Genomic DNA, 24,985 nt, shown 5'->3' on the forward strand with positions numbered 1-24,985 from the left:
GCAGCGCTAACGAACCTGAGGCGCCTTATTCAGAGGAATAATCGGAAAAATAAATTCTAACGAATCTCAGTAACGTTATCCTTCGGAAAAGTAGCTATTTAGTTTGAAAAGGAGCAAACTCGGCACCATAGCGTCTCTGAGATTCGTTAGATATTGGATCTACGCTAAAAGGGGCAAATAGCGTGTATCAGGTTCGTTAGAATGGGGTAAGCAGATGGTGGCTCTCTTGCAGGTAGGTTTGATAGGCATGCTCCCTCAAAGAAACTTCATCCGCAGCGCTAACGAACCTGAGACAACCTATTCACGGTCAAAATCTGAAATATAAATTCTAACGAACCTCAGGAACGCTATCCTTCGGAAAAGTAGCTATTTAGCTTGAAAAAGGACCAATCCAGGCACAATAACGTGTCTGAGATTCGTTAGATTTTAGATCCATGCTAAAAGGGTCAAATAGCGTGTATCAGGTTCGTTAAAATGGAGTGAAGCACTGGAGGCTCTCTTTCAGTACGTCGAAATACCAAGATCGAGCGAAGCCCGTGATGAGTTCCAGGTAATAATATACTTTGAATGAATAACGCGGTGGCGGATGTGTTGGTGGTATGAATATGCTTAGGTGGAAGGGTGCTGCTTGTATATTAAATGCTTTACCCAGTCTAGTAAAGAGGACTAGCAGTAACGTCCCGCACAGCGAGCAAAGTTGAGGTTCAGGCGTGTGAGGACGCATGAGCACACAATCAACCGCTTGAATTGTGATAGAAGCGAGTGAGCTAATACGGGATGGTCTCGACTTGTTTACGGCGTAGGAGTCAACGATTGGAATGGTTCTTTATCTGCATCTTCTGGCAGATTAGGGCGCTCTAGTTCTTATGGCCAGATCGAAGGATGGATTCCGCTAGCCGATCAGCTGCATCGGCTGTGGAGATCGCAGATTGCGCAGCTTCTGCGTATACCTTGCTCAGCGTGCCTGCAATCCCCGCCACCTTTTGGCGGATCAGGTCAGGCCCGGCGCCTTCCAGCTCGTAGGCGGTGGAGATGATTCCACCTGCGTTGAGCACATAATCAGGCGCGTACAGAATGCCGCGCGCCTGCATGCGGCCTGCAACCAGCTGTCGTTCACTCAGCTGGTTGTTGGCCGCCCCGGCAACGATGGAGCAGCGCAGCTCCTCCACTGTTGCCGGGGTCAGTACGCCCCCTAGGGCACAGGGGGCGAAGACCTTGCAGTCAGCGGCGTGGATATGGGCCGGATCGGCCGGGATGGCGCCGCTGAACTGCACAAGGGCACGTTGTACACGCTCCGGTACAACGTCTGCCACAATGAGCCGTGCCCCGGCTGCATGCAGGTAACGGCACAGGGCATACCCGACCTTGCCCAGTCCCTGGACGGCAACGGGAATGCCCTGCAAAGATGCAATGCCTTGCTGGCGCAGCGAGGTCACAATGCCGATGTGTACGCCATAGGCGGTCATCTCGGCAGTGAAGTCATCCTGCGCCCCAAGCGAACCCGTGGTGTCCGTCACATGTGCGGTCTCCAGTCGGATCTGGTCCATGTCTGTCGCCGTGGTACCCAGATCAAGACCGGTCACGTACCGTCCGTTCAGCCGCTCCAGACAACGACCCAATGCTCGAAAGCGCTGCGCCCGCTTGGATAAGTCCGTATCCAGGCTTTTATCTATACGATCAGCAACCTGATCAGCGACGACTTCTCGTTCAGCGGCAGCACCCTTTTGCTGCTCTACCCCCAGATCTCCAGCGACCTGCTCACCACTTTGAGATCCGCAACCATCCTCATCCGGTTTTGCATTCTTCGCAAAAGGCACATTCCATATGACCACCTTCCCGCCGCCATAGGACAGTCCAGAGATTGCATTTTTGTACGTCATGCCTTTGGCAAGCTTCACAGCGTCCCGAACAGCCTCTTCTTCGGACGCATACCTCCAGTAGCGGCATCCACCCAGCGCAGGTCCAAGGGCCGTGCTGTGAATGGCAATGACTGCCCTCAAACCACTATCTGCATCATGGCAAAAAATGAGTTCCTCCATGCCTTCCCGCTCCATCTCCTGCCATAGCTGCATGACGGTTCCCCCTTTTGTTTTGACCCATCCATCCTGGTTCTGACCCGTTACTCTGTGCGATCGTGCTCGGCGTTATGATGATACAGCATATTCACAGGCACCGGTTTTCGACCCTGGGACCTCCGCCGGGTTGATAATCGGTACAAACGGTTCTATAATGGCAGTTCTGGCATGGCGAAGAGCAGAAAATGTCTACGAATTAATATCCAACCGTTTAGAATAAGGGTATAACGTCCAATGATGGAGATAGAGCGAACGTACAGGAAGTATAGATGAAACGAAATCGTCGAGTATACGCAGCAAAGGGCCGATTCACTTGTGAAGGCCAGGAAAGAGGGATTACAATTGCTTAAAATATTGATATTTATCTTTTTGATCCAGATTGTATACGTATCGGCTTATACACTCCGGATGATTCTGACGCTCAAGGGACAGAAGTATATCGCCGCATTGATCAGCATGGGTGAGATTGTGATCTATGTGCTTGGTCTGAATCTGGTGCTAAACTATCTGAAACAACCGGAGGCCCTGATCGTGTATGCGGTAGGTTACGGGTTGGGTGTGCTGCTCGGAGCGTGGATTGAAGAAAAGATTGCGCTCGGTTATATTACCGTTAAAGTAATCTGTAATCAGTTGGATGGAAGCGTCGCGAATGCCCTGCGGGATAAAGGGTATGGTGTTACTGCGTGGGTAGGTAGTGGACGTGACGGGGATCGGCTTGTGATGGAGATTCTGGCGAAACGCAAAAACCAGAAACTGCTCTATCAGACGATTCTCAGCCTGGACCCCAAAGCATTTGTCATTACCGTAGAGCCCAAACAGTTCCATGGCGGCTTCTGGACACGTTCCATCAAAAAGTAAAATCGAGCAGGTCTGCAGCAGATGCAGTCCTGCTTTTTTGGTTTCATTTTATCCGACACCGCCTTGCTGTCTCAAAGTATCCCGGAAATCTTACTCCTCAAGTTAACTCCGTACGATTCAAGGTTGCTTACAGTACAATTCCTTGCCGCATCAGCCTATCCCACCTACATGTGAGTTAGGGATTATTGTTGTAATCGCTTACAACATTTACATTGAGAACATGTCCTTCGTAACCTGTCATGGTAGCGATGGACGAATGTAATCATCATATTTCGGGAGGAATGGATTCGATGAAAATGACATTTCGAAGCTGGTGCAGCACAGCCTTGGCTATAACGTTGGGGCTAACCTTATTGTCCGGACCGGCAAGTGTTCAGGCAGCGGGCAACGCAGACTACAATCTGACAGGCTTCTCCCAAGGGAACACGGGCGGCGGTATCGTCAGCGAATCAAACACAGCCACGTATAAGAAAGTGTATAATGCGACTGATCTGGCACTGGCTCTCAAAAAGAACTCGGGTGTGAAAGTCGTTGAGATCATGAACGATCTGAATCTGGGTTGGAATGAAATTCCGAGTGCAGCGCAGACTTCGCCGTTTGCCAAGCATAATGACGCGCTGACGCATCCCGTATTAAAACAGACAGGTGTCAGCAAGCTCACGATTGACGGTTTCAATGGACTCACCATTTTCTCCGCCAACGGCTCCAAAATCAAACACGCTGCGATCAGCGTGAAACGAAGCTCCAACGTTATCATCCGCAACCTGGAATTCGATGAGTTATGGGAATGGGATGAATCGACCAAAGGCGATTATGACAAGAACGATTGGGATTATATTACCCTGGAAGAGAACAGCAACGTATGGATTGATCACTGCACATTTAATAAAGCCTACGACGGACTCATCGATTCGAAAAAAGGAACCAGCGGCGTGACCATCTCCTGGTCCCTTTTCAAAGGGGATGACGGCAGCTCGAACAGCTGGGTTACCCAGCAGATTAACGAGTTGGAAGCGAATAAGGCTTCCTATCCGATGTACAACTACCTGCGCAGCAGTGCTGTAGGTCTCAGCAAAGCCGATATTATTGCCATCTCTGGACCGCAAAAGAAAGGACATCTGGTCGGTTCCACCAGCTTGGAGTCGGCTAATGCCAATCTGTCCATGACGCTGCACCATAATCTCTACAAAGATATTCAGGACCGGATGCCACGCCTGCGTGGAGGCAACGCACATGCGTATAACATCGTGATGGATGCAACAGGGGCACGTGCCGCTAAAGCCAAAATTACAACGGCGATGGCAACAGCGATTGCGTCCAAAGGTTATAAGTTTGATATTATTGGCAATGGGGCAATCTCTACGGAAAGCGGAGCTGTATTGGTTGAGAAATCAGTCATTAAGGACGTGCTGTATCCTGTTCGTAACAATCAGACCGATCCGGCAGATCCGACCTATACCGGCAAAATCAGAGTGACCGATACGATGTATTCTTTGGATGGAAGCTCATTCCGTGGCAGCAGTGATACATCGGGCAGTCCGTTAGCGCCAATCCCTGCAGTGGTGAAATCGTTCGCCTGGAATGGCTTCTCGACACTTCCTTACAGCTATACCACAGATGATCCATCCACGTTGAATGCACGTATCACGGCTTCCAATGGTGCGGGTTCAGGTAAATTGACCTGGTCCAAGGACAATTGGTTGAAGACAAGTTATTAGGCGATGATGTGATGTAAGTCTGAGAACAAAGCGAGGGGTATCAGAGTATCCTGTTGCTTGTTCATTCTCCAAACAAGAAAAGAGTACTCCTGCAGCTACGATAGCCGGGAGTGCTCTTTATTATATAATTTAGCTCTATAAACAGTCATTAATACAAGTTCTTCTTGTAATTATACTTACCGGTAAATATAATTAATGAATGGAAATGATAACTAGTTAATCATAAACAAAATTAGCAAGTGAATATGAGTTGGAATATATAACACCTTTGCAACTTTCGAAAATCAGAACAGCCACTACTCACTAATAGGGCTGGATATAAGGATGGTGAAGCAGCTTGGATGTATGGATATACTTCGCACTTACTCTTGTTTATTTAATACTTGTTATTCGGATGGTCGTCGTTTTAACCCAGAGGAAGCAATGGCTCACATATTCCAGTTTTCAGCTATTTGTAGCGTTTAGCTTGGCGTATGATAATGGAATTATTGCTGTAGGTAACCTGATAGGAGAAGGGGAATTGTTAACCGTTCTTAGTAGCCTTCGATTTTGGCTACATGCCTTCGCTACGCCAACCCTTATTCTTGTTGGCTACCATATCTTGCGTAGCTCAGGTGCCAAGTTTGCAAATAGAAGTATAACGAATGTGGCAGCATGGCTGATAACGCTGGGTCTGGTTATCTACCAGATTGTAGGCTTTACTTTATCCGAGGTTAAAAATCTCACTGCTATAGAAGAGTATGGAGTACTGCGATATATGGCAGAAGGTCATGGAGGTCCGCCGATGATGGTTATCGTCGTGGGTATTGTACTCTTGTTTGTTAGTTTGATTGTGCTTTTCAGACATAAATGGGTATGGCTGTTTGTTGGGACTTCATTATTGTTTGCAGGGCAGTTAATTTCCCTGCCCGTGAAGAGTGGGGCTTTTACCAATGTATATGAACTGATTCTCATTCTCTCGATTTGGAGAACAACTACATTTTTGATGGATTCAACAGATCGCCGCCGTTATTAATCCCCGGAGCATCAGAAAAAGACTGGCCAATAAGATAGAGGCCAGTCATCTGTGTTCGTTTTTAATTCTTTTATTCAGCTATCCATTTGTATCTGATGAGGCAGACGCAGCACTCACGGAGTCACGATAGATGATATTGCCTTTCACGTGTACACGGCCGAAACTGCGGTTGGGATTGTCGACCTTTTTGAGCATCGACTGGACTGCCGTGCGCGCCATCTGTTCCACATCCACTTCAACGGTTGTCAGCTTGGGATCGGAGAGCATGGCATAGATATCATTATCAAAACCAACAACAGAGCATTGGCCAGGTACCTGAATATCCATCGAATTCAGTCTTTGAACGAGCAGATGAGCGACCTGATCACAGTTGCATACAAAGGCCGTTGGCAGTTGTTCAGGGAGATCAATCTCAATAAACGTACCTCGTTCATCCCGATCATTCAGAACCAGATCCGGATTCATCGGCAACCGATGTTCCAGCAAGGATTTGTAATACCCGAGGAATCGGTCCTGGATGCTGCTCGTGGAATATAGGTTCCCCACATAGGCAATGTTACGGTGGCCCTGCTGAACCAGATAATTCGTCAGCTCATAGGCAGCATAGAAGTTATCGGTAACGACCGAATCAATGTCCGAATGTTCATCATAGAAGTCGAGAAACATTTTGGGAACTTCCATTGATCGCACCAGTTCAATATACTCTTTGCTGATCTGTCCGAGCACGATGAAACCATCGACCTTGTTGTCGCTGTACAGCTTGGGCAGTGTTAATTCTTCTTCATCCTCCACATTCAGAATGTGCAGAATACCGTAGTAGCCCTGCTCCTCCAGATGTTTCGTAATGCGCTGGAACACGCGTACATAGAACGACTGTGTAGGTCCGGTAAAACGCTCCGGGATAATTACGCCAATATTATGGGTTAAGCCTTCCTTCATCGAACGGGCAGCGGCATTATACCGATAGCCCATTTCAATAGCAAGCACTTTAATTTTTTCTTTTAATTCGCCACTCACGCCATCTTTATCATTCAACGCTTTCGAGACGGTCACACTGCTGACCCCGAGCCTGTCGGCGATATCCCGCATGGTGATATTGTTCTTCAGTATGGTCGCCTCCTTCAAGCCGGTATAGGCACAATGTGCTGTCACTATGATGAGTGCTTTCCTCCAACATAATAACAATCCATATCAGTATACATCGTTACCCACTTGGAATAAAGCCATTCTAGCTGTTGTTTCGCTAATTTTCAGCACATTGCAGGTTTCCCTGAGAGGACGCTCTACCGATGTTACGTTAATTGTTTCTGTAAAAGCTTCTCATTCTGTTCAATCAGCTGACCCCGCTGGCTGGCACAGTCCAGGGAACGATATGGATCGGCCGGTGTGTTGAACGTATAATCAACCAGTTTCTCCAGAGTGGTAGTTGCCACATGACAGCGGGTATCACTGGATGCGTAATAGATAAAGACTTCTTCTTGCTCATTGACCACAGCACCGTTGCAGAAAATAACATTGGATACATCGCCTACACGCTCGTCGTCATAAGGGGCAATGAAGTGGCCGCTCGGCTTGGCAATCATGCGCGCCGGATCATTCAGATCCGTTGCGAAAGTGTATAACACATAGCGCAGTCCTGCTGCGGTGTTCCGAACCCCGTGAGCAATGTGAATCCAGCCACGATCCGTTTTGAGCGGAGCAGGGCCTTGACCGTTTTTGACTTCGTAAACCGTATGATATTGCCGTTCGTCGATAACCTTCTCTTCATGAATGACCGGGTTCAAGATATCCTCACACACGCCAAAGGCAATTCCGCCGCCGCTACCTGTCGAGATGAATCCGTCCTGTGGACGGGTGTAGAAGGCATACTTTCCATCCACGAATTCCGGGTGCAATACGACATTGCGCTGTTGAGGGGAATTGGTGGTGATGTTGGGCAATCGTTCCCAGCTTGTAAGATCACGTGTACGGACCAGTCCTGCTTGTGCAACTGCGCTGGATGTATCAAATGCAGGAGCCTCCGGGTCTTTGCGTTCAGAGCAATAGATGCCATAGATCCAGCCGTCTTCATGTTGAACGAGACGCATATCATACTGATTGGTTTCATCCGCATCGATATCATCCCAGACCAGTGGTTTACCCGTGAAACGGAACCCGTCGATTCCATTGTCACTCTCGGCGAGCGCAAAGATCGATTTACGGTCCAATCCTTCCGTACGGATGACCATGATGTATTTGCCATTGAAATAGATGGCTCCCGGATTCAGCGTTGCGTTAATGCCCAGGCGTTCCATAAAATGCGGGTTAGTCGTCTCATCCAGATCGAATCTCCAATGCAGCGGTACATGATGGCGAGTGATTACCGGATATTGATACCGATCATATACGCCGTTGTAGAAGGAAGAATTGATCTCATTGGGGCGAGCAAGCAGTTGCTCCTGTTTCTCCAGTAACTCCTTGTATTTCGGGTGTATCATTCTGATCCCATCCTCTCAATTAGTTCAATACAGAATCTGCTATTGTGATACGGGCATTTCCATGGTCCGGCGATTTCGCTCTGATCCGGTGTGCCGTTTCCGTCCACCGACCAGTACCATTCCCCGCCGGCACGCTGATCAATGATGTTTTCTTTTGTATAGGTCCACAAGCGTTCCACTCTCTCCAGAAACAGTGGATCACCTGTGCGCTGATACGCGTTATAGAAGCCAACCATCGCCTCTGCCTGAACCCACCAAATTCGCTTCTCATCGATATGTTCACCTTCTTGTTCATTGAGCAGGGAACCATCGGCATTCACGGCCACATTGGAGATGTTATAGGCAATATCCGTTACCATCGCCGCATACTCCGGATGTTGTTCCATCCCCAGAACTTTCAGTGCTTCGTCAATCAGCCAGCTGGCTTCAATGTCATGTCCGAACGAGCGCAGATCGATGATGGACTCCCACTGTTTGTTGAAAAATACCCCGAGAAATTTGGTGTCTTGGTCATACACCTGTTTATATAGAATTCTGAGCAGGCGTTCCAGCGCCGCCTTCACTTGCTGAACTGGCCACACTTGATAGAGCGTGGTGTAGGCCTCTAGTACATGGATATGCGTATTCATGGTGTAATCCGCAATCACCCCGTTTTCGCTCAGCATTTCATTGGGCTGTTCCTTCCATGTGCGATCAAATTGTTCCTTGTACGCAGGTAGTTCGGCATCCAGACCTTTGTCCTCGATGAGAGCAAAAAGCGTTTTCGCAAGTTCCAATGCAGAAACTTCCCCGGTTGCACGATAGTACTCACTGAGTGAATACACACCGAATGATTGCGTATATACATGTTTGCTCGTGTCCAGTGCTTCCCCTGTGTAATCTACCATCCAGTACATGCCGCCATATTCGGTATCCATCACATGATCGGCGAGAAAACGGTATGCGTGTTCCGCGTGCTCGCGCCATCTCTCGTTTCCGGTAACCCGATACGCCGCTGCAAAAGACCATAGTTGACGTGCCGTGGCGATCCCGCCTTTGGGTGCCTGCGGATTCACCTGAAGATCATTGCCAACCCAGCCGTAGAATCCACCGTGGGTTGTATCTTTAAGGTTGGACCAGAAGGGTAAAATCTGCTTCTCCCAATGCGCCTTAATCTCAGATTGGAGTTGGGGTGTTTTTGTGTTCATAAGTGAGCGCTCCTTCAACGTGTTACATAAATCTTAAAATATAAACGGACTAAAGAATATTTACATTGGCCACTCCGATGACAGAATAACCTTCCGATCGCTGTTATACCCAGATTTTTTGATTCCTTGTCATAAGGAGAAAATCCGGGGATAGCGTATGCTTCCGATGTAGCTTTCTTGCAGAAAGCTTGTAGGCGAACGCTCCGCTTCTTCAGGTTCTTTCTGTCCTCTCCGTTTCGTGTAAATGTTTAATCAATTTATATATTTAAGTTAACGGTAACTTTATAAAATAATATTAGTGCTCTGAAAAACAGATGTCAACGAATTAACTCTCAATTTTTCCTGTTAGGTTATAAATAAATGAATTGACAGGTAAGCGTTACCATAATAGAATTCATTTTGTAACCTTAACGATAACTTAATTAAATTAAGAGAGGGGTCGAAACAATTGAGAAAAAACAAAGGTTGGATGATGTTGCTGACGATGCTGCTCATCACTTCACTACTTGCTGCATGTTCATCCGGAGGTGGATCTTCGCAGGCAGGGGAGGAGATTAGTACAGATCCGGCAGATATCAAGGGTGAAATTACCGTCCTTACACAACGTACAGATATTGTGGACACCGTGTTCAAAGATTACGCTGCTGAGTTCAATAAGGAATACCCGGATGTGAAAGTAAACTTCCAGGCACTAGCCGACTATGAAGGACAAGTGAAAATCCGTATGAGCACCAAGGATTACGGTGACGTACTGATGATCCCGACCAGTGTTCCGATCGCAGATATCCCGGACTTTTTCGAGCCGCTCGGCACGTACGATGAATTGAAAGACAAATACACCGCTATTGAAGAACGCATGGTGGATGGTCAGGTCTACGGTATCCCTACCGTAATTACGTTCTCTGGAATCATTTATAACAAACAGGTCTTCAAAGACGCGGGCATTATGGAAGTTCCAAAAACACCGGAGCAATTCCAGGCTGCGCTTCAGTTGATCAAAGACAATACAGATGCGGTTCCGCTCTACACCAACTATGCATCCGGCTGGGCATTAACCCAATGGGAATCGGATCTGCCAACCGTTGCGGGCAGCGTGGATTACGTTAACGTGGACCAGCCGAACACGGATGATAACTTTGTGCCTGGTCAGCCGCACTATGAACTGTACAAAGTGCTCTATGATGCCGCCAAGAATGGTCTGATTGAGAAAGATCCAACGACAACCGACTGGGAAAGCTCCAAGGCTGATCTTGCCAAAGGCAAAATTGCCACAATGGCACTTGGCTCTTGGGCCATCACACAGATTCAAGGGATGACAGATACGCCGGACGACATTGGATTCTTGCCTTTCCCTACGAATGCAAGCGAGGTTGTGGTCCCGCTCTCGGCTGACTATAACATCGGCATGAACGTGAACAGCGAGAACAAACCTGCTGCGAAAGCCTGGATTGACTGGTTCCTGGCGAAATCGAACTATGCAGTTGAACAGGGCGGCGGTATGGATGCAGACAAAAACGCGGAATTGCCACCGATTTTGGATCAATATAAAGATGTGAAATTCTCCACGCTTACCCCTGCCAAAGAAGGTCAGGAAGGTCTCGTTGACAAGATTGATAACGAAGGCGAAATCGGTCTCTGGCAGCCTGACTTCAAGAAACGCATTATCGAAGCAGGTATTGGTAACCGCAAGGAATCCTATGACGACATCATGAAGGACCTGAATGACAAGTGGGTAAAAGCACGAGCAGAACTCACGAAATAATGGGATTAACGTAAGTGGTCAGGTGGTGAAAAGACTACGGGAGCATGGGATAAAATCCATGTTGTATGGGGGCAAATGGTGTCTGAAGTTATGGTGCCAGATGCCTTCTCCGGCAGTTGTTCAGCCAAATTTCCTGGACGGGAGTCTTTCGATATATAGGCGGGTGAACCGCTTGGAGGTGTGGAGAGCATGAAGTACTTAAAGGTTTCGAATTGGGGTTACTCAGCGCAACGCATATTTATCATCTGTGCCTTCTCAATTATTCCGCTGGCGTTGCTGTTCACGTTTGCATACTTACCGGTCATCAACATGTTCAAATACAGTTTCACTGATTGGAATGGATACAGCAAAAGATTCGATTATGTTGGCTTTGAGAACTATACCCGCATATTTAGTGATCCCGAATATTTCAAAGTATTTATTGTCAGCTTGTACTATTTTGTTGCAACGTTTGTACAGATGGGCCTGGCCCTCTACTTTGCCACGATTCTGAGTTTCAAGGTCCGAGGCAAAAACTTCTTCAAAGGCATACTGTTCTTTCCTTATTTGCTGAATGGGGTAGCCATCGGTTTTATCTTCCTCTTTTTCTTCAAACCGGACGGCACACTCGATATGCTCATGCATGCTGTAGGGCTGGGACAATACACGCAGCTTTGGCTCGGTAATCCGAATATCATCAATGTGTCTCTTGCAGGGGCATCGGTATGGAGATACATGGGCTTCAATTTTATTATCTTCCTGGGTGCAATCTCCTCCATCCCGAAGGATGTGTATGAAGCTTCGGATATTGACGGCGCCAATCGCTGGCAGCAATTCCGCCATATCATTCTGCCGAGTATTACGCGCATCCTGCAGCTTAACCTGATCTTGGCCATTAGCGGCGCAATTAGTGCGTTCGATATTCCATATATCATGACCGATGGTTCCAACGGCAGTATGACATTTGTAATCCAAACGGTTCACTTGGCATTTAAATATGGCAAGTTGGGACTGGCATCCGCCATGGCTGTGGTGCTGCTCTTAATCGTTATTCTTGTTACGCTCGTGCAACGCGTCACGATGAAAGGGGAGGAATAAACGTGACACAATTCAAATACACCCTTGCGAGCGTAGTTAAATATGCTTCCCTGATTATTGCGGCGTTTATCGCATTGTTACCCATCGTGGTGATCCTGTTTGCTTCCCTCAAAACCAATGCGGAATACGCCACCAGCAGCCCACTTGCCCCACCAGCCAACTGGCTGAACTTTGCAAACTACACCAAGGCTTTTGTGGACGGCAACATGCTGGTCGGTTTCAAAAATACGATTATTATCCTGATTATCTCCATCATTGGTGCAACCTTAACGGGTTCCATGATCGCGTATGTACTGGATCGGTTCAAATTCAAAGGCAAGAAAATCATGGTTGCGGCATTCCTGCTCGCTACCCTGATCCCCAGTGTGACAACGCAGGTTGCCACATTCCAGATCATCAACGCGCTCGACCTGTTCAACACGCGCTGGGCGGCCATCGTCATGTATCTGGGTACAGATATCATCGCGGTTTATATCTTCCTGCAATTCCTGGGCTCCATCTCCAGTGCATTGGATGAATCCGCCATGCTGGACGGTGCTTCGTACTTCACGATCTACTGGAAAATCATTCTGCCACTACTGAAACCGGCCATTGTTACGGTCATTATCGTGAAGGGCGTTAACATCTATAACGACTTCTACACACCGTTTCTGTACATGCCGAAGACTGATCTACAGGTCATATCCACCGCCTTGTTCAAATTCAAGGGACCGTTCGGATCGCAGTGGGAAGTCATCAGCGCTGGCATCATGATCGCCATCATTCCAACCATGATCATCTTCCTGTTGTTACAGAAGTACATCTACAACGGCTTCGCGCAAGGCTCCGTTAAATAAAAAAACGAGAGGCTATATGAAATGCATATTGAGAATGCACAGGAACGAAGAGGACAGAAAAAAGCTGGAGAAACGGAGTGTTCGCTAAAAGCTTTCTGAAAGAAAGCTCACTTCGTAAGCATATGCTATAACCGGATTTTCCCCTTTTATAAGGGATCAAAAAAATCTGGGGATAACGGCGATCGGAAGGTTGTTCTGTCATCGAAGTGGTCTAGTGTAATTTTAGTATTCATTTCATAAAGCCTAACCGAAGGGAGAAATGAAAATGTCAGTTGCTGAAACGAAAAACGTACACATTGTTGGGGATGCTTTGCCGAATATGCCGTGGGAGGCCAAACCGGAGGGAACGGAAGGCCCGGTATGGAGACATTCGGCGAATCCGGTCGTGCCGCGTAACCCGGTGAAGGGTGTTGCCCGTATCTTCAACAGCGCCGTTGTTCCGTATGAAGGGAAGTTCATCGGGGTATTCCGTGCTGAGACCATTAATGGTCGCCCACACCTCCACATGGGAGCAAGTGAGGATGGTCTGGAGTGGACGATTGAAGAGGAACGCATTGCATTTGTAGATGAAAATGGAGATCCCTTCATGCCGAACTATGCGTACGACCCACGTCTGGTCAAAGTGGAGGATACGTATTACATCATCTGGTGTACGGACTTCTACGGCGCTGCATTGGGACTGGCGAAGACGGATGATTTTAAAACATTTGTCCGCCTCGAAAATCCAATGCTGCCGTTCAACCGTAATGGTGTGTTGTTCCCGCGCAAAATTAACGATAACTATGTGATGTTGTCCAGACCAAGCGACAGTGGACATACCCCGTTCGGAGACATCTTCCTGAGTGAAAGCCCGGACCTTGTATACTGGGGTAAACATCGTCATGTCATGAGCAAAGGCGGTCAAGGCTGGTGGCAATCGGTCAAAATTGGCGGCGGGCCTGCTCCGATCGAAACGTCCGAAGGCTGGCTGATGTTCTACCATGGCGTAACTGGAACGTGCAACGGATTCGTCTACAGCATGGGTGCAGTCATTCTGGATCTGGATGAGCCTTCCAAAGTGAAATATCGTTCCTCCAACTTCGTGCTGACCCCGGAGAAATGGTACGAGGAGCAAGGATTCGTCGATAATGTCATCTTCCCGTGTGCAACGTTACATGATGCTGAGACGGGACGTATCGCCATCTATTATGGTGCAGCCGATACGTATGTTGGCGTGGCTTACACAACCATCGAAGAAATCGTGAATTATGTGATCGAGACGGATGAAGTTATTGCCGGAGACCACCAGGAAGGCAAGCTGTAATGCACATGGAGTACATCAAAGGATTTACATTTGGCTGGATGAGTGGCAGGGGAGACTTCCGCAAGCCGGAAGCGAAGGAGTCCTTGCGTCTGATGGCTGAACGTACAGGCAGTTCGCATGTTATTTTTGCACTGGCGGCACATCAGGATCATCCGCAGGCGGTAGAGGTTAAATATCGGGGTGACCATCTGGTGGATGATGATGAACTGGTCGATATGATGCGTTATGCCCGTACAATCGGGCTGCGTGTCATTCTGAAACCAACTGTCAACTGCACCGATGGCACATGGCGTGCACATATTAACTTTTTTGATATCGATGTGCCTTGTGAACCGAAGTGGAAGGATTGGTTCCGCAGCTACACGGCATTTCAGAAGCATTATGCAGCGATAGCAGAGCAGGAAAAGTGTGAGATGTTCATTGTAGGCTGTGAGATGGTGCAATCCGAGCGTCGGGATCGGGAGTGGCGTGAAGTGATCGCTGGTGTGCGTGAATCGTACACTGGACTGGTGTCATACAACACTGACAAATATCAGGAAGATCATGTGAAGTGGTGGGATGCTGTGGACGTGATATCTTCCAGTGGTTATTATCCCATCGGAGATTGGGAGGCACAGCTGGATCGAATCGAGCAGGCGATTGCTCCTTATGACAAACCCTTTTTCTTCGCGGAAGCTGGTTGTCCCAGTCGTAGCGGATCAGCCCAGGTACCAAACGATTGGGGACTGGAAGGCAAAGTGAGTGCGGAGGAACAGGAGCGGTTCTATGAAGCCATGTTCCGGCATGTCAGTCAGCGTGACTGGGTACGCGGATTCGGTCTTTGGGATTGGAGCGCACATCTCCATGCGGAGAAGGATGCGCTGACCGATGATGGATATGGAGTTTACGGTAAGCCGGCGGAGAAGGTCATTCGTCGGTTCTATGAGAGCATCACTATAGAAGTTTAACAAGAAACAAGAAGGTGTATGTGAAGACGAATTTCAGTGATATATCTGAATATGTAATTTCGTGATTTCCATGCTGTGAGCAAGGAATAGCAGATTATAGTGGAGCTTATTTTTCCAGTTGTAATTCACATTCAGGTCAAGAAGCCTTTCCTCCCACAGGAAAGGTTTTTTGGCTATTTTAGTAACAACACATACCATGTCGAATTTTGTTGACAAAAGGAGGGCTCATGCATATTCTTAATGGATGAATATGATAATCATTATCATAAAATAGAGAAAAGGGGTTCAACATCCATGTCTGCACAACATCGCAAATCTTCGGCCCTCACGCTGGTAACTATGTTCTTGTTGCTATTGGTTATCGTGGGCTGCAGCAATACAGGAAGTGGAGATGAATCCTCATCTGCTGCTTCGGATCAAACATCTACGAAGTCGATTACGATGTCATGGCCACGTGATATCGGTACAATGAATCCGCATACGTACAATCCTTCGCAATTATTTGCCCAATCCATGCTCTATGAGCCACTGATCAGTTACCAGAAGGACGGAAAGCTGGAACCTGCCCTGGCAGAATCATGGACTATCTCCGATGACGGCAAAGTATATACATTCAAGCTTCGCCAAGGTGTGAAATTCTCTGATGGTACGCCATTTAATGCTGAGATTGTGAAAAAGAATTTTGACGCTGTAATGAAAAATAAAGATACACATAGCTGGCTGGGCATTGTAGGCGTGCTCGACAAGACGGAGGTTGTGGACGACCAGACTTTCCGACTGACACTCACAGAGCCGTATTATCCTGTTCTTCAGGATTTGTCGGTGGTTCGTCCTTTCCGCTTCCTGGGTGAAGCTGGATTCCCGGATGACGGAGATACTTCCCAAGGCATCAAAGAGCCAGTTGGAACGGGCCCGTGGATGCTGGCTGATTACAAGCAAGACGAATATGCTGTTTTCAAACGCAATCCGAATTATTGGGGAACAGCAGCGAAGGTAGATCAGATTACGGTCAAAATCATTCCTGACGGTGAAACCCGTGTCCTTGCTTTTGAAAAAGGCGATCTCGACCTGATCTACGGGGAAGGTGTGATCAGTCTGGATGCATTCCAACAGCTGCGTGACAACGATGAATATGTGACCCAATTGTCTGATCCGGTGGGCACACGCAGTCTGCTGCTGAACTCATCCAATCCAAAGCTGTCCGATGTCAGAGTGCGGATGGCGCTCCAGCAAGGGTTTAACAAACAGGCGATGGTTGAGGGGGTCACTTCCGGTTTGGAAGAACCAGCCGACACCGTATTGTCCAAAAACTATCCTTACACCAATGTAGACCTGGAACCGATCACGTATGACGTGGAGAAATCCAAAGCATTACTGGATGAAGCGGGCTGGAAGCTGCCGGCTGGTGGTACGGTTCGTGAGAAAGATGGACAGCAGCTTGATTTCGAAATGATTTTTGATAAAACGGACCCGATTCAGAAAGCGATGGCGGAGACCATTCAGGCGGAATGGAGCGAGCTTGGGGTTAAAGTAAATCTCACTGGACTGGAACTGACGGTTCAGATCAAACGTTTGAAAGCCAATGATTTTGACCTGTATTTCTGGTATAACTATGGCGCTCCGTATGATCCCCATTCCTTCATTAATGTTGTGGCGAGCCCTGGATTCGGGATTTCCGAGACCTTGAGTGCGTTGCCGATGAAAAAGGAACTGGACGATCAGGTGCATGCAGCCCTGTCATCTACAGACGAGACGAAACGCCAGGAGTTATATGGCTCTATCTTGAAAACACTTCAGGAGCAATCGGCGATCGTACCGATCTCTTATATTAAGAAAACGGCTGTATATCAGAAGAAAATTTCCAACTTTATTTTCCCGGCGAACCGTGATGAAAATCCGTTTGTCGGCATTGAACTGGGCAATCAATAAATAGTAATTACTTTAATTAGGGAGTGGATGGCCCTTGGTAAGGCCAAGTAGCTTGATGAAAGGGAGGAACGTTTGGTGATCAGTTATATCGGTAAACGAATGATCGCGATCATTCCTATCGTTTTTATCGCTACACTTGTTACCTTTGCGCTTATTCATATTTCACCAGTTGATCCGGCCGAGGCTTATCTGACAGCAGCTCATATCTATCCAACACCGGAGCTGCTTGCGCAAAAGCGACATGAATTCGGTCTGGATCAGCCCTTGTTAACCCAATATGCGCATACGATTCAGAAGATTGCCAAGCTTGACTTTGGCACCTCGTACCTCACCAATAAACCCGTATGGGATGAAGTGAAATTAAGGCTTCCGGCTACGGCTGAACTAGCCTTCTGGAGTATGTTGTTATCGGCTCTGGTAAGTATTCCTTTGGGAATACTGGCCGCAGTGTACAAGAATAGCTGGATTGACATGGTCAGCCGGGCCATTTCCTATATTGGAGCATCTATTCCGCAATTCTGGCTCGGTTATCTGCTGATCTTCTTTTTCTCGGTGAAGCTGGACTGGCTGCCTGTGGAGGGGCGTGGATCGTGGGAGAATCTGGTTCTGCCTACGATTACACTCTCCTTGATTCTTATTGCGGTCTACACCCGATTATTGCGTTCCAGTGTACTGGAGCAATTGCAGGAGACGTATGTACAGTACGCGAGAACACGCGGGATTCGCGAACGAGTCATTATGCTCAAGCATGTCCTGAAGATCGCTATATCGCCCCTCATTACGGGGATGGGGATGAGTATGGGCAAGCTGCTCACAGGCACCATTATTGTAGAGCAGGTGTTTTCCTGGCCTGGATTCGGACGATATTTTGTTGATGCGATATTTAATCGGGATATTCCCGTGATTCAATGTTATGTCTTCCTGGCGGCATGCCTGTTCATCGTATGCAATCTACTCGTTGATCTGGTGCAGCTCTATATGGACCCACGGATTTCAGCGAAAGGACGGGCGGAGCATTGATAAACAAATGGCGTGCGGTATTTAAAGGACAGAGAGCCATCCAGATCTGCTCGGTGATCATATTGCTTTTTTTCATGATTGCGGTATTAGCTCCATGGATTGCTCCCCATGATCCTGTGAAGGTGAATCTGTTACAGAAGCTGGCAAGTCCATCGCTTGAGCATTGGCTGGGAACGGATCATCTGGGACGCGACAATCTCACCAGGCTGATGTACGGCGCGCGGGTGTCGCTTGGTTTTGCTACCCTGATTTTTCTGTCTTCTCTGCTCATTGGTGTCATTGTGGGTTCGATCTCCGGTTACCTTGGTGGGTGGGTGGACAGTCTGCTAATGCGCTTGTGTGAAGGCATTATGGCGTTTCCGAATCTGGTGCTGGTGCTTGGTATTGTGGGGATCTTTGGTCCAGGTCTGATGCAGGTGCTTCTAGCCCTCATGATGGTGCAGTGGGTGTATTACGCACGTATCTGCCGGAACATGGTCGTTAGTTTGAAAGAACGGAACTTCATCGCGGCGGCGCGAGTTAGCGGTTCCTCTTCATGGACGATTATTCGTAAACATATCATCCCCAACGTGCAGCGTCCCATTGTTGTCATGGGCACGTTAGAGATGGGCTGGGCGATTATGGATATATCCGCTCTGTCCTTCTTGGGGCTTGGCATTCAACCACCCAATGCAGAGTGGGGCGCCATGATTCATGAAGGAACGGGTTATATTCGCAGTCATCCGGAGTTAATGATCTATCCAGGTGCATTGATTCTACTGGTAGTCATTACGTTCAACATCTTGGGTGAAGCATTATCCGAGCGTTATGGCATTGCAAAACGGTAGTTGATTCGGAACCAAACTCACACGGAGGTGAACGTAACGGTGGATGATGCAGCGAAAGTACTCGAAGTTCGAGGTCTGCAAGTGAATCTTAGAACAGCGGAGGGTTCCGTCCCGTTACTTGCGCCCATTGATTTCGAATTAAAAAAAGGTCGTGTCTTCGGTCTGGTCGGCGAGAGTGGCAGCGGCAAGACCGTTACGTGTAACGCACTGCTCCATCTGCTTGATCCGCGCAGGATGGAGGTATCGGGCAGCATCCGTCTGAATGGACGGGAGCTGGGCTCGTTGTCAGGTGAGGAGATGCGACGCATCCGAGGCAAGGACATCGGATTTATTATGCAGAATCCGATGAATGCTTTTACACCTGTATATACGATTGGATCTCAATTCATTGAAACCTTGCGTACACACTCGGGAATGTCCAAAGCAGCGGCCCGAGAGCGGGCGATTGCAGCCTTGGCAGATATGAACTTACCTGAACCAGCTAAACTGATGAAGCGATATCCCTTCCAACTGAGTGGAGGTATGTTGCAGCGGGTGATGATCGCCATATCGATGTGTCTGCGACCCGCCCTGGTTATTGCTGACGAACCAACGACGGCACTGGATGTTGTGAATCAGTTCAAGGTGCTTCAGGAATTGGATCGTTTACGTACGGAATACGGCACATCCATCATACTCATCTCCCATGATCTGGGTGTGATCTCGCAAATGGCAGATGAAGTCGCGGTTATGCAGAAGGGACGAATTGTAGAGCAGGCAGATGTATACCAGCTGTTCGATCAGCCGCAGCATGAGTATACCCGGATGTTGTTAAATGCTAGACCTAGTATGTCTTTGGGGCGTTAGCGATTACAGGTGAGTTGAATCGTTCAGTGAGTGTATGTGTGGAGCGAGCGGGTATGAACTGTATTTTGAGTGGGTAGCGTAGGAGTGGAATGGTCATGGTGATGATGTGTAATTTCGTCTTCTTCGGAGATGATTGCTTCTGCCAAGTACAAGAGAGGAGGATGACCTGATGCTTCAGGTACGTGAAGTAAGCCATAGCTATGGCAAACGTAATTGGCTGGATCGTTCGGGAGCGCGTCCTCCTGTGCTGGCAGACATTTCACTTACGATTGAAAAGGGTGTTTGTCTGGGACTGCTGGGTACGAGCGGGGCAGGTAAAAGTACCTTGGGCAAAATCATTCTTGGTCTGGAGAAGCCCAGCCAGGGTCAGGTTTTATTTCAAGGACAGGATATCTACCGATCCAGCAAACCCGTGTTCAAGGGATTACGACGTGATCTGCAAGTCGTTTTCCAGGACTGTTATTCGGCTGTGAATCCGCTTATGACTGCCGCGCAGATCATCGGTGAGCCGCTGGATAATTACGAGCGATTGTCGGCAAAAGAACAACTTCGTGTGGTTGGACAACTGCTTGAGCAGGTCGGACTTACACCAGAGGATGGGAGCAAGCTTCCGCACCAGTTCAGCGGTGGCCAATTACAGCGGGTCAACATCGCACGAGCCATTGCGCTCAAGCCGGAGTTAATCGTACTGGACGAATCGATTAGCAGCCTGGATATGGTGCACCAGACACAAATCCTATCTTTGCTGGCAGAGCTCAGAGCATCGTATGGGTTATCGTATCTCTTTATCACGCATGATATTCGGGCTGCCATGACGATCTGTGACCGCATTGCCGTAATGGATCAGGGGAAGCTAATTTATAGTGGTGATGCCGGGGATTCAGTCATGCAGTCGGATCATCCGGCTGTGCAGCAGTTGGTATCGTCCATTTTACCTGAGCATCCTTCGGGTCGTATTTCGTTTGGGTAATGGTTGCTTGAGTGCAAACCTGCCAAAACCTGCGAAAGCACATACAGATTGGGAGAATAACGCTTCTACGATTCGTTAAACGGAAGACTTGTCGGAAATGGAGCTATTAACGTGTGTAAGATTCGTTAGACCATAATTAAAATGAATGCTAAAAGGGTTGTCCCCTACGCCTTGAACAAGACGTAGGGGACAACCCTTTTTTTGTACCTGGGAATAGGCACATTTCCTGCTTTCTGATATAAGTTAAACTAAAATTACACTTAGGCCACTCGGATTACAGGACTACCTTTGAATTACGCTTATCCCCAGATTTTTGATTTAACTTATAAGGTGAACATCTGGAGAGAAACCTATACTTCCGATGAGGATTTCTTGCAGAAATCTTTTACCCCATCTTCCGACCAAGCAGCTCAATCTTATCCAGCCATTTCTTTCTCTGTTCCTCGGACTGTTTTCCCACCACATCTACAGGTGTTAAGCGTACAGGCTTGATGCCAGTGAGTGCAAATGTGGAGATTTTCATCATTTTATGTGCGGGCTCACCCTGGAACCATTTGAAGTACCAGTACGGACCATCCATCGTGGTGATCATGCGAGCGGTACGGCCTTTGAGCAGCTGATCCGGGAAAGGTTTTCCTTTTTGGTACTTGAATGCGTAACCTGGCATGAAGATTCGGTCAACGAATCCTTTCAGCAGGGCAGGCGGTCCTCCCCACCAAATCGGGAATACCCATACGAGATGCTCTGCCCATTTAATCGCCTCTTGTGCTTCTAGCAAGTCCGGTTCAAGCGGCAGTTTATTACGATAGCCTCCCTCTAAATTCATGTTGAATTCCAGTTCGTTCAGGGTGATCATGCGAACCTCGGCACCTGCCTGTACAGCGCCTTTACGATAAGCTTCGGCGATTGCGCCATTATAACTTCGGGAAACGGGGTTGCCTTGGATGATTAATATTTTCTTCATGATAACGACACGTCCTGACTATTTTAGTTAATGAACACTAACCTCATGTCCAAAAAGAAAAGGTCACGTATGACCCGGTAATCCATCGGTATATCCTGATGGTATGTTGACGATTCTCTTTTAGAAGTTGTTCAAAAAGTCCGCTTTTGATTACGAATCATGCCTAACGGCATTATCAGCATCGAATATGGGATTCAGCCGAATAAGCATATGCTTACGAAGTATGTTTTCTTCGGAAACATTTTAGTTGCTCACGTAGTTTTCCCTACGCTCCGCTACTCCATTTCTATCTTCATCCCATCTCTACCATTACTCCTGAGATACGTGCCCTAACATCAATGAGAGTCGGTGAACGGTTTCCCCGGTGTAGGGTACCAACAACTCTGGCAATTCACCTTGCATACTCGAGACCGCCATACGTGTAATCGCGCCGATCACCAGAACGGCTGTGAGCCGTGAATCCTGCTGAGGCAGTTCGTCCCGCATCATTCCCTGATCGATCAGATCCATTAACGCATCCAATGGTTGACGGTAATCTTCACTGCTTCCGGCTTCAATGAATATTTCATGATTCTGTGAGATCAGCAGCAGTCCATAGGGATCTTCATCGTGCAGGTGAAGAACCTCGGTAATCAGTTGCTTGAAGCGCTCCAACACGGGACCTTCCTGGCGAACATACCCGTCAATCAGTGAAGTATAGTCCGCGCAGTATTGGGTGAAGGCTTCCAGGGCAACGGCATCTTTGTTTTTAAAATGTTTGTAAATCGCCGCATCGGTTACTCCGGCGGCGTCACCGATCTCTTTGACGGATATGCCGTCAACGCCTTTGGTTGCAAACAAGCGCATCGCCGCTTGTAAAATATCTTTCTTTTTACTATCTACATGAGGTTTGTTCTTCATAATCGTATAGTAAGTGATTACTAACTAAAATGCAACAAGCAATTTTGAAACTCTAAATGGAGACATGGAATAAGCGCTTACGAACAAAGCTTGCAGGCTTGAGAGAGGCAACGTATGATGAATAGAAATCAACATCGGAGCAGCAGGAAGAACGAAACGGATGGTGGATTGCGTGAAAGATGAGATGGATGCATATAGCTGGGTGACACCCGAAGGAATGCTGAATGATCACTATATAACAAGCCGCGAACAGTTGTATAAAGGAATGAACGGACGATATGTGGAGCGATTCACTGTTCCTACCGGTGAAAGTTATATTTTTAAACCGCTGACGAATCCTGCACAGCACGGACGAGAACGATGGATGTACGAGCGTGTGATGTCTGGTCTACCCCCAATCTATCCGCAGCTTGTTGCAACGTCGGACCCTACCATTGCACCGGCACAGAGCTGGATGATCTATGAGGATCTGGGGCAACTGGTGCATGATTCGCAAGAAGTGACAATGCTTAACACAGCGGTGCATATGGCAATGTGGCATGCGTTGCCTGTTACGGAATGGAGCGAGTTGCCTCGCGTGGGCCAGAAACCGTCTATTCGCGCCATGTTGGATGAGTTGCAGATGCACAGACAATCTACGGATGACCTGTTGTCCAGGCTGGATATGCGGCTGTCTTCATCGGATTGGGACAAGATTGCCATGTTGATTCTCACAGCAGAGGAGGAACTTCCTACCGTTCTGTGTCACGGAGACCTGCATCCCGGGAATCTGGCGGAAGTTGACGGTAGGCTGGTCGTCTTGGACTGGGAGCATGCCCATCTGAATACGCCGCTGTGGGACATGTACCATCTGGTAGATCTCTCGCATCCGTTGTTTCCCAGAACGGTTACGCCTGCTTTGCGAGAGCGGGTCATAGACATTTATTTGGACAAACTAGAGAGCCTGGGCGTGCAGATTGAACGGGATTCTTTTGCAGGATGGTACAATGCCTATGCTATTGTATTTTCCCTCTGGATGCTGCGTTTGATTGATGGTGACCTGAGAAGTGAGGAATGTGTATGGCCGAAGGAACAGCTGAATAACCAGTGGCTTGAGACGACAGCGACGCTGGAACAGTGCATGAAGCAGATGCGTGAGGAATAGAAATGAGGGGTGAGAAGCTTGCGTAAAGTCGGACTTGTTATGCGTAAAATTCAATTCACAGAAGCACAGGGGCCGCGTGTATTTGCGGATCGGCTGAAGCAGATTGGTCTGGAGCTGGGCGTGGAGATTGTGTTCATCTCGCCGGAGCGTCATGTCAGCGGATACGACTGGTTGCCGGGGTATGAGCATGAGAAAGGTGACCTGGTGAACTACGATATCGTGCTGGACCAGATTTATAGCCAAAATATAGAGCATGTCATCTACACGGTATCCGGGTTTACGTTTTTGAAGATGTTCCTACCCAAGAGTGTACTGTTCCCGCACAGTTTCCCCGATCCCGCGCTGACGGGATATGAGATGATGAAGCCATTTTATACGATGGTGGACAAAGCAATTGTGCAGACCGAGTTTTTGAAAACAGAACTGGGCCGCAATTTCGGCGTACATGACGTGAACGTCATCCCGATAGGCTTTAGCGAAGAGCTGGCGAACCGGCACTATGACCCGAGCCAGGTTGTGCATAATCGGGTGCTCTGGATTGGTAGGGATGAAGCGAATCGTCGACCGGATCTGGTGCTGGAATATGCGCGGCAGAACCCGGACAAGGAAGTGTACATGGTGTTCGGCGGTGTTCGCTATAAGGAAACCATGAAGAAGTACGACATTCCTGCCAATGTGAAGCTGAAATTTGCGCTCACACAGGATGAGATATTTACGTTGATGAATTCTGCAAAGGTCTATTGGAACTGTTCCGCCTTTGATACGTTTGCAATGCCGCTGACCGAAGCGATGGCGATGGGCAAAATGGTTGTGAAGCCGGAGCACGCTTGCTACGGTCACATTCGATCCACGCATGCCTTTGCAGGCAACGAGGACAACTGGTTTGAACTGGTGAACATGGCTGTGGCAGCGCCGCGCAGTGTGTCGGAAGACAATCGGGAGTATGCTTTTGGTGCTTTTTCGCGCACGAAGATGAAAGAAGGGTACCGGAACTTTTTCTCCGATTGGTTGAAGTAATTCATATTTATCCTGCTATAAACGGCTTGAGGTCACGTTAAATCAACTTGAGCAACAAAAGTAGGACGAGCAACGATAGCATATTCGGTCCATGGATTGAAAACATGGCTAAG

21 protein-coding genes are annotated in these 24,985 nt (G+C 48.1%); 15 read left to right on the top strand and 6 right to left on the bottom strand.

Annotated features, from left to right (window positions below; all coding sequences use genetic code 11):
• Positions 1-857: 857 nt before the first annotated feature.
• A complete protein-coding gene (locus AB4111_RS20395) occupies positions 858-2,072 on the bottom strand; it encodes a Leu/Phe/Val dehydrogenase (RefSeq protein WP_442032992.1) in 1,215 nt (404 codons plus the stop codon).
• A gap of 345 nt (positions 2,073-2,417) precedes the next feature.
• On the opposite strand from AB4111_RS20395, the gene AB4111_RS20400 reads away from it, so the two are divergent.
• The 3 genes from AB4111_RS20400 (at position 2,418) to AB4111_RS20410 (ending at position 5,666) form a co-directional block, all read left to right on the top strand.
• Complete coding sequence (locus tag AB4111_RS20400; protein ID WP_442032993.1) at positions 2,418-2,933, top strand: DUF2179 domain-containing protein; 516 nt, start codon at positions 2,418-2,420, stop codon at positions 2,931-2,933.
• Positions 2,934-3,223: 290 nt separating this feature from the next.
• Positions 3,224-4,651 carry a pectate lyase family protein gene (locus tag AB4111_RS20405; RefSeq protein ID WP_442032994.1) on the top strand — a complete coding sequence of 476 codons (1,428 nt, stop codon included), beginning with the start codon at positions 3,224-3,226 and terminating at the stop codon, positions 4,649-4,651.
• 337 nt (positions 4,652-4,988) lie between these two features.
• Positions 4,989-5,666, top strand: coding sequence for a hypothetical protein (locus AB4111_RS20410; RefSeq protein ID WP_442032995.1), 678 nt, complete (start codon positions 4,989-4,991; stop codon positions 5,664-5,666).
• Between the two features lie 78 nt (positions 5,667-5,744).
• Here AB4111_RS20410 and AB4111_RS20415 read toward each other — a convergent pair whose 3' ends face one another.
• The 3 genes from AB4111_RS20415 to AB4111_RS20425 form a co-directional block, all read right to left on the bottom strand.
• Positions 5,745-6,818 carry a substrate-binding domain-containing protein gene (locus AB4111_RS20415; RefSeq protein ID WP_442032996.1) on the bottom strand — a complete coding sequence of 358 codons (1,074 nt, stop codon included), beginning with the start codon at positions 6,816-6,818 and terminating at the stop codon, positions 5,745-5,747.
• 140 nt (positions 6,819-6,958) lie between these two features.
• Entirely contained in the window at positions 6,959-8,143 is a 1,185-nt protein-coding gene (locus tag AB4111_RS20420) for a glycoside hydrolase family 130 protein (protein WP_442032997.1), read from the bottom strand.
• Complete coding sequence (locus AB4111_RS20425; RefSeq protein WP_442032998.1) at positions 8,140-9,330, bottom strand: AGE family epimerase/isomerase; 1,191 nt, start codon at positions 9,328-9,330, stop codon at positions 8,140-8,142. The genes AB4111_RS20420 and AB4111_RS20425 overlap by 4 nt, the downstream gene beginning before the upstream one ends.
• A 448-nt stretch (positions 9,331-9,778) precedes the next feature.
• Here AB4111_RS20425 and AB4111_RS20430 point away from each other — a divergent pair, with 448 nt between their 5' ends.
• From AB4111_RS20430 to nikE, 10 genes are all read left to right on the top strand, one after another.
• Positions 9,779-11,092, top strand: coding sequence for an ABC transporter substrate-binding protein (locus tag AB4111_RS20430; protein ID WP_253441774.1), 1,314 nt, complete (start codon positions 9,779-9,781; stop codon positions 11,090-11,092).
• A gap of 189 nt (positions 11,093-11,281) precedes the next feature.
• Complete coding sequence (locus AB4111_RS20435) at positions 11,282-12,169, top strand: carbohydrate ABC transporter permease (RefSeq protein ID WP_427437896.1); 888 nt, start codon at positions 11,282-11,284, stop codon at positions 12,167-12,169.
• Positions 12,170-12,171: 2 nt separating this feature from the next.
• The gene (locus AB4111_RS20440) at positions 12,172-13,005 is read left to right on the top strand and encodes a carbohydrate ABC transporter permease (RefSeq protein WP_442032999.1); all 834 of its coding nucleotides are present in this window, start codon (positions 12,172-12,174) and stop codon (positions 13,003-13,005) included.
• Between the two features lie 265 nt (positions 13,006-13,270).
• Entirely contained in the window at positions 13,271-14,308 is a 1,038-nt protein-coding gene (locus AB4111_RS20445) for a glycoside hydrolase family 130 protein (protein WP_442033000.1), read from the top strand.
• A gap of 5 nt (positions 14,309-14,313) precedes the next feature.
• Positions 14,314-15,255, top strand: a complete 942-nt coding sequence (locus AB4111_RS20450) for a glycoside hydrolase family 113 (RefSeq protein ID WP_442033288.1) — start codon at positions 14,314-14,316, stop codon at positions 15,253-15,255.
• Between the two features lie 294 nt (positions 15,256-15,549).
• A complete protein-coding gene (gene nikA / locus AB4111_RS20455) occupies positions 15,550-17,184 on the top strand; it encodes a nickel ABC transporter substrate-binding protein (RefSeq protein WP_442033001.1) in 1,635 nt (544 codons plus the stop codon).
• A gap of 75 nt (positions 17,185-17,259) precedes the next feature.
• Positions 17,260-18,204 (top strand): nickel ABC transporter permease subunit NikB, encoded by a 945-nt coding sequence (gene nikB, locus AB4111_RS20460; RefSeq protein ID WP_442033002.1) that lies wholly within the window; start codon positions 17,260-17,262, stop codon positions 18,202-18,204.
• Entirely contained in the window at positions 18,201-19,031 is an 831-nt protein-coding gene (gene nikC / locus AB4111_RS20465; protein WP_442033003.1) for a nickel ABC transporter permease subunit NikC, read from the top strand. The genes nikB and nikC overlap by 4 nt, the downstream gene beginning before the upstream one ends.
• Before the next feature lie 39 nt (positions 19,032-19,070).
• Positions 19,071-19,877, top strand: a complete 807-nt coding sequence (locus AB4111_RS20470; protein ID WP_442033004.1) for an ABC transporter ATP-binding protein — start codon at positions 19,071-19,073, stop codon at positions 19,875-19,877.
• 169 nt (positions 19,878-20,046) lie between these two features.
• Positions 20,047-20,847: a nickel import ATP-binding protein NikE gene (gene nikE / locus AB4111_RS20475; protein ID WP_442033005.1), complete on the top strand. Its 801-nt coding sequence runs from the start codon at positions 20,047-20,049 to the stop codon at positions 20,845-20,847.
• 385 nt (positions 20,848-21,232) lie between these two features.
• On the opposite strand, the gene AB4111_RS20480 is transcribed toward nikE, so the two are convergent.
• Both AB4111_RS20480 and AB4111_RS20485 read right to left on the bottom strand, forming a co-directional pair.
• Complete coding sequence (locus AB4111_RS20480; RefSeq protein ID WP_442033289.1) at positions 21,233-21,814, bottom strand: NAD(P)H-dependent oxidoreductase; 582 nt, start codon at positions 21,812-21,814, stop codon at positions 21,233-21,235.
• A gap of 306 nt (positions 21,815-22,120) precedes the next feature.
• Positions 22,121-22,711, bottom strand: coding sequence for a TetR/AcrR family transcriptional regulator (locus AB4111_RS20485; RefSeq protein WP_442033006.1), 591 nt, complete (start codon positions 22,709-22,711; stop codon positions 22,121-22,123).
• 160 nt (positions 22,712-22,871) lie between these two features.
• On the opposite strand from AB4111_RS20485, the gene AB4111_RS20490 reads away from it, so the two are divergent.
• Entirely contained in the window at positions 22,872-23,855 is a 984-nt protein-coding gene (locus AB4111_RS20490; RefSeq protein WP_442033007.1) for a phosphotransferase family protein, read from the top strand.
• Positions 23,856-23,873: 18 nt separating this feature from the next.
• Positions 23,874-24,872, top strand: a complete 999-nt coding sequence (locus AB4111_RS20495; RefSeq protein WP_442033008.1) for a glycosyltransferase — start codon at positions 23,874-23,876, stop codon at positions 24,870-24,872.
• Positions 24,873-24,985 lie beyond the last annotated feature (113 nt).

Source organism: Paenibacillus sp. 2KB_22 (assembly GCF_052115745.1).
GTDB lineage: Bacteria > Bacillota > Bacilli > Paenibacillales > Paenibacillaceae > Paenibacillus.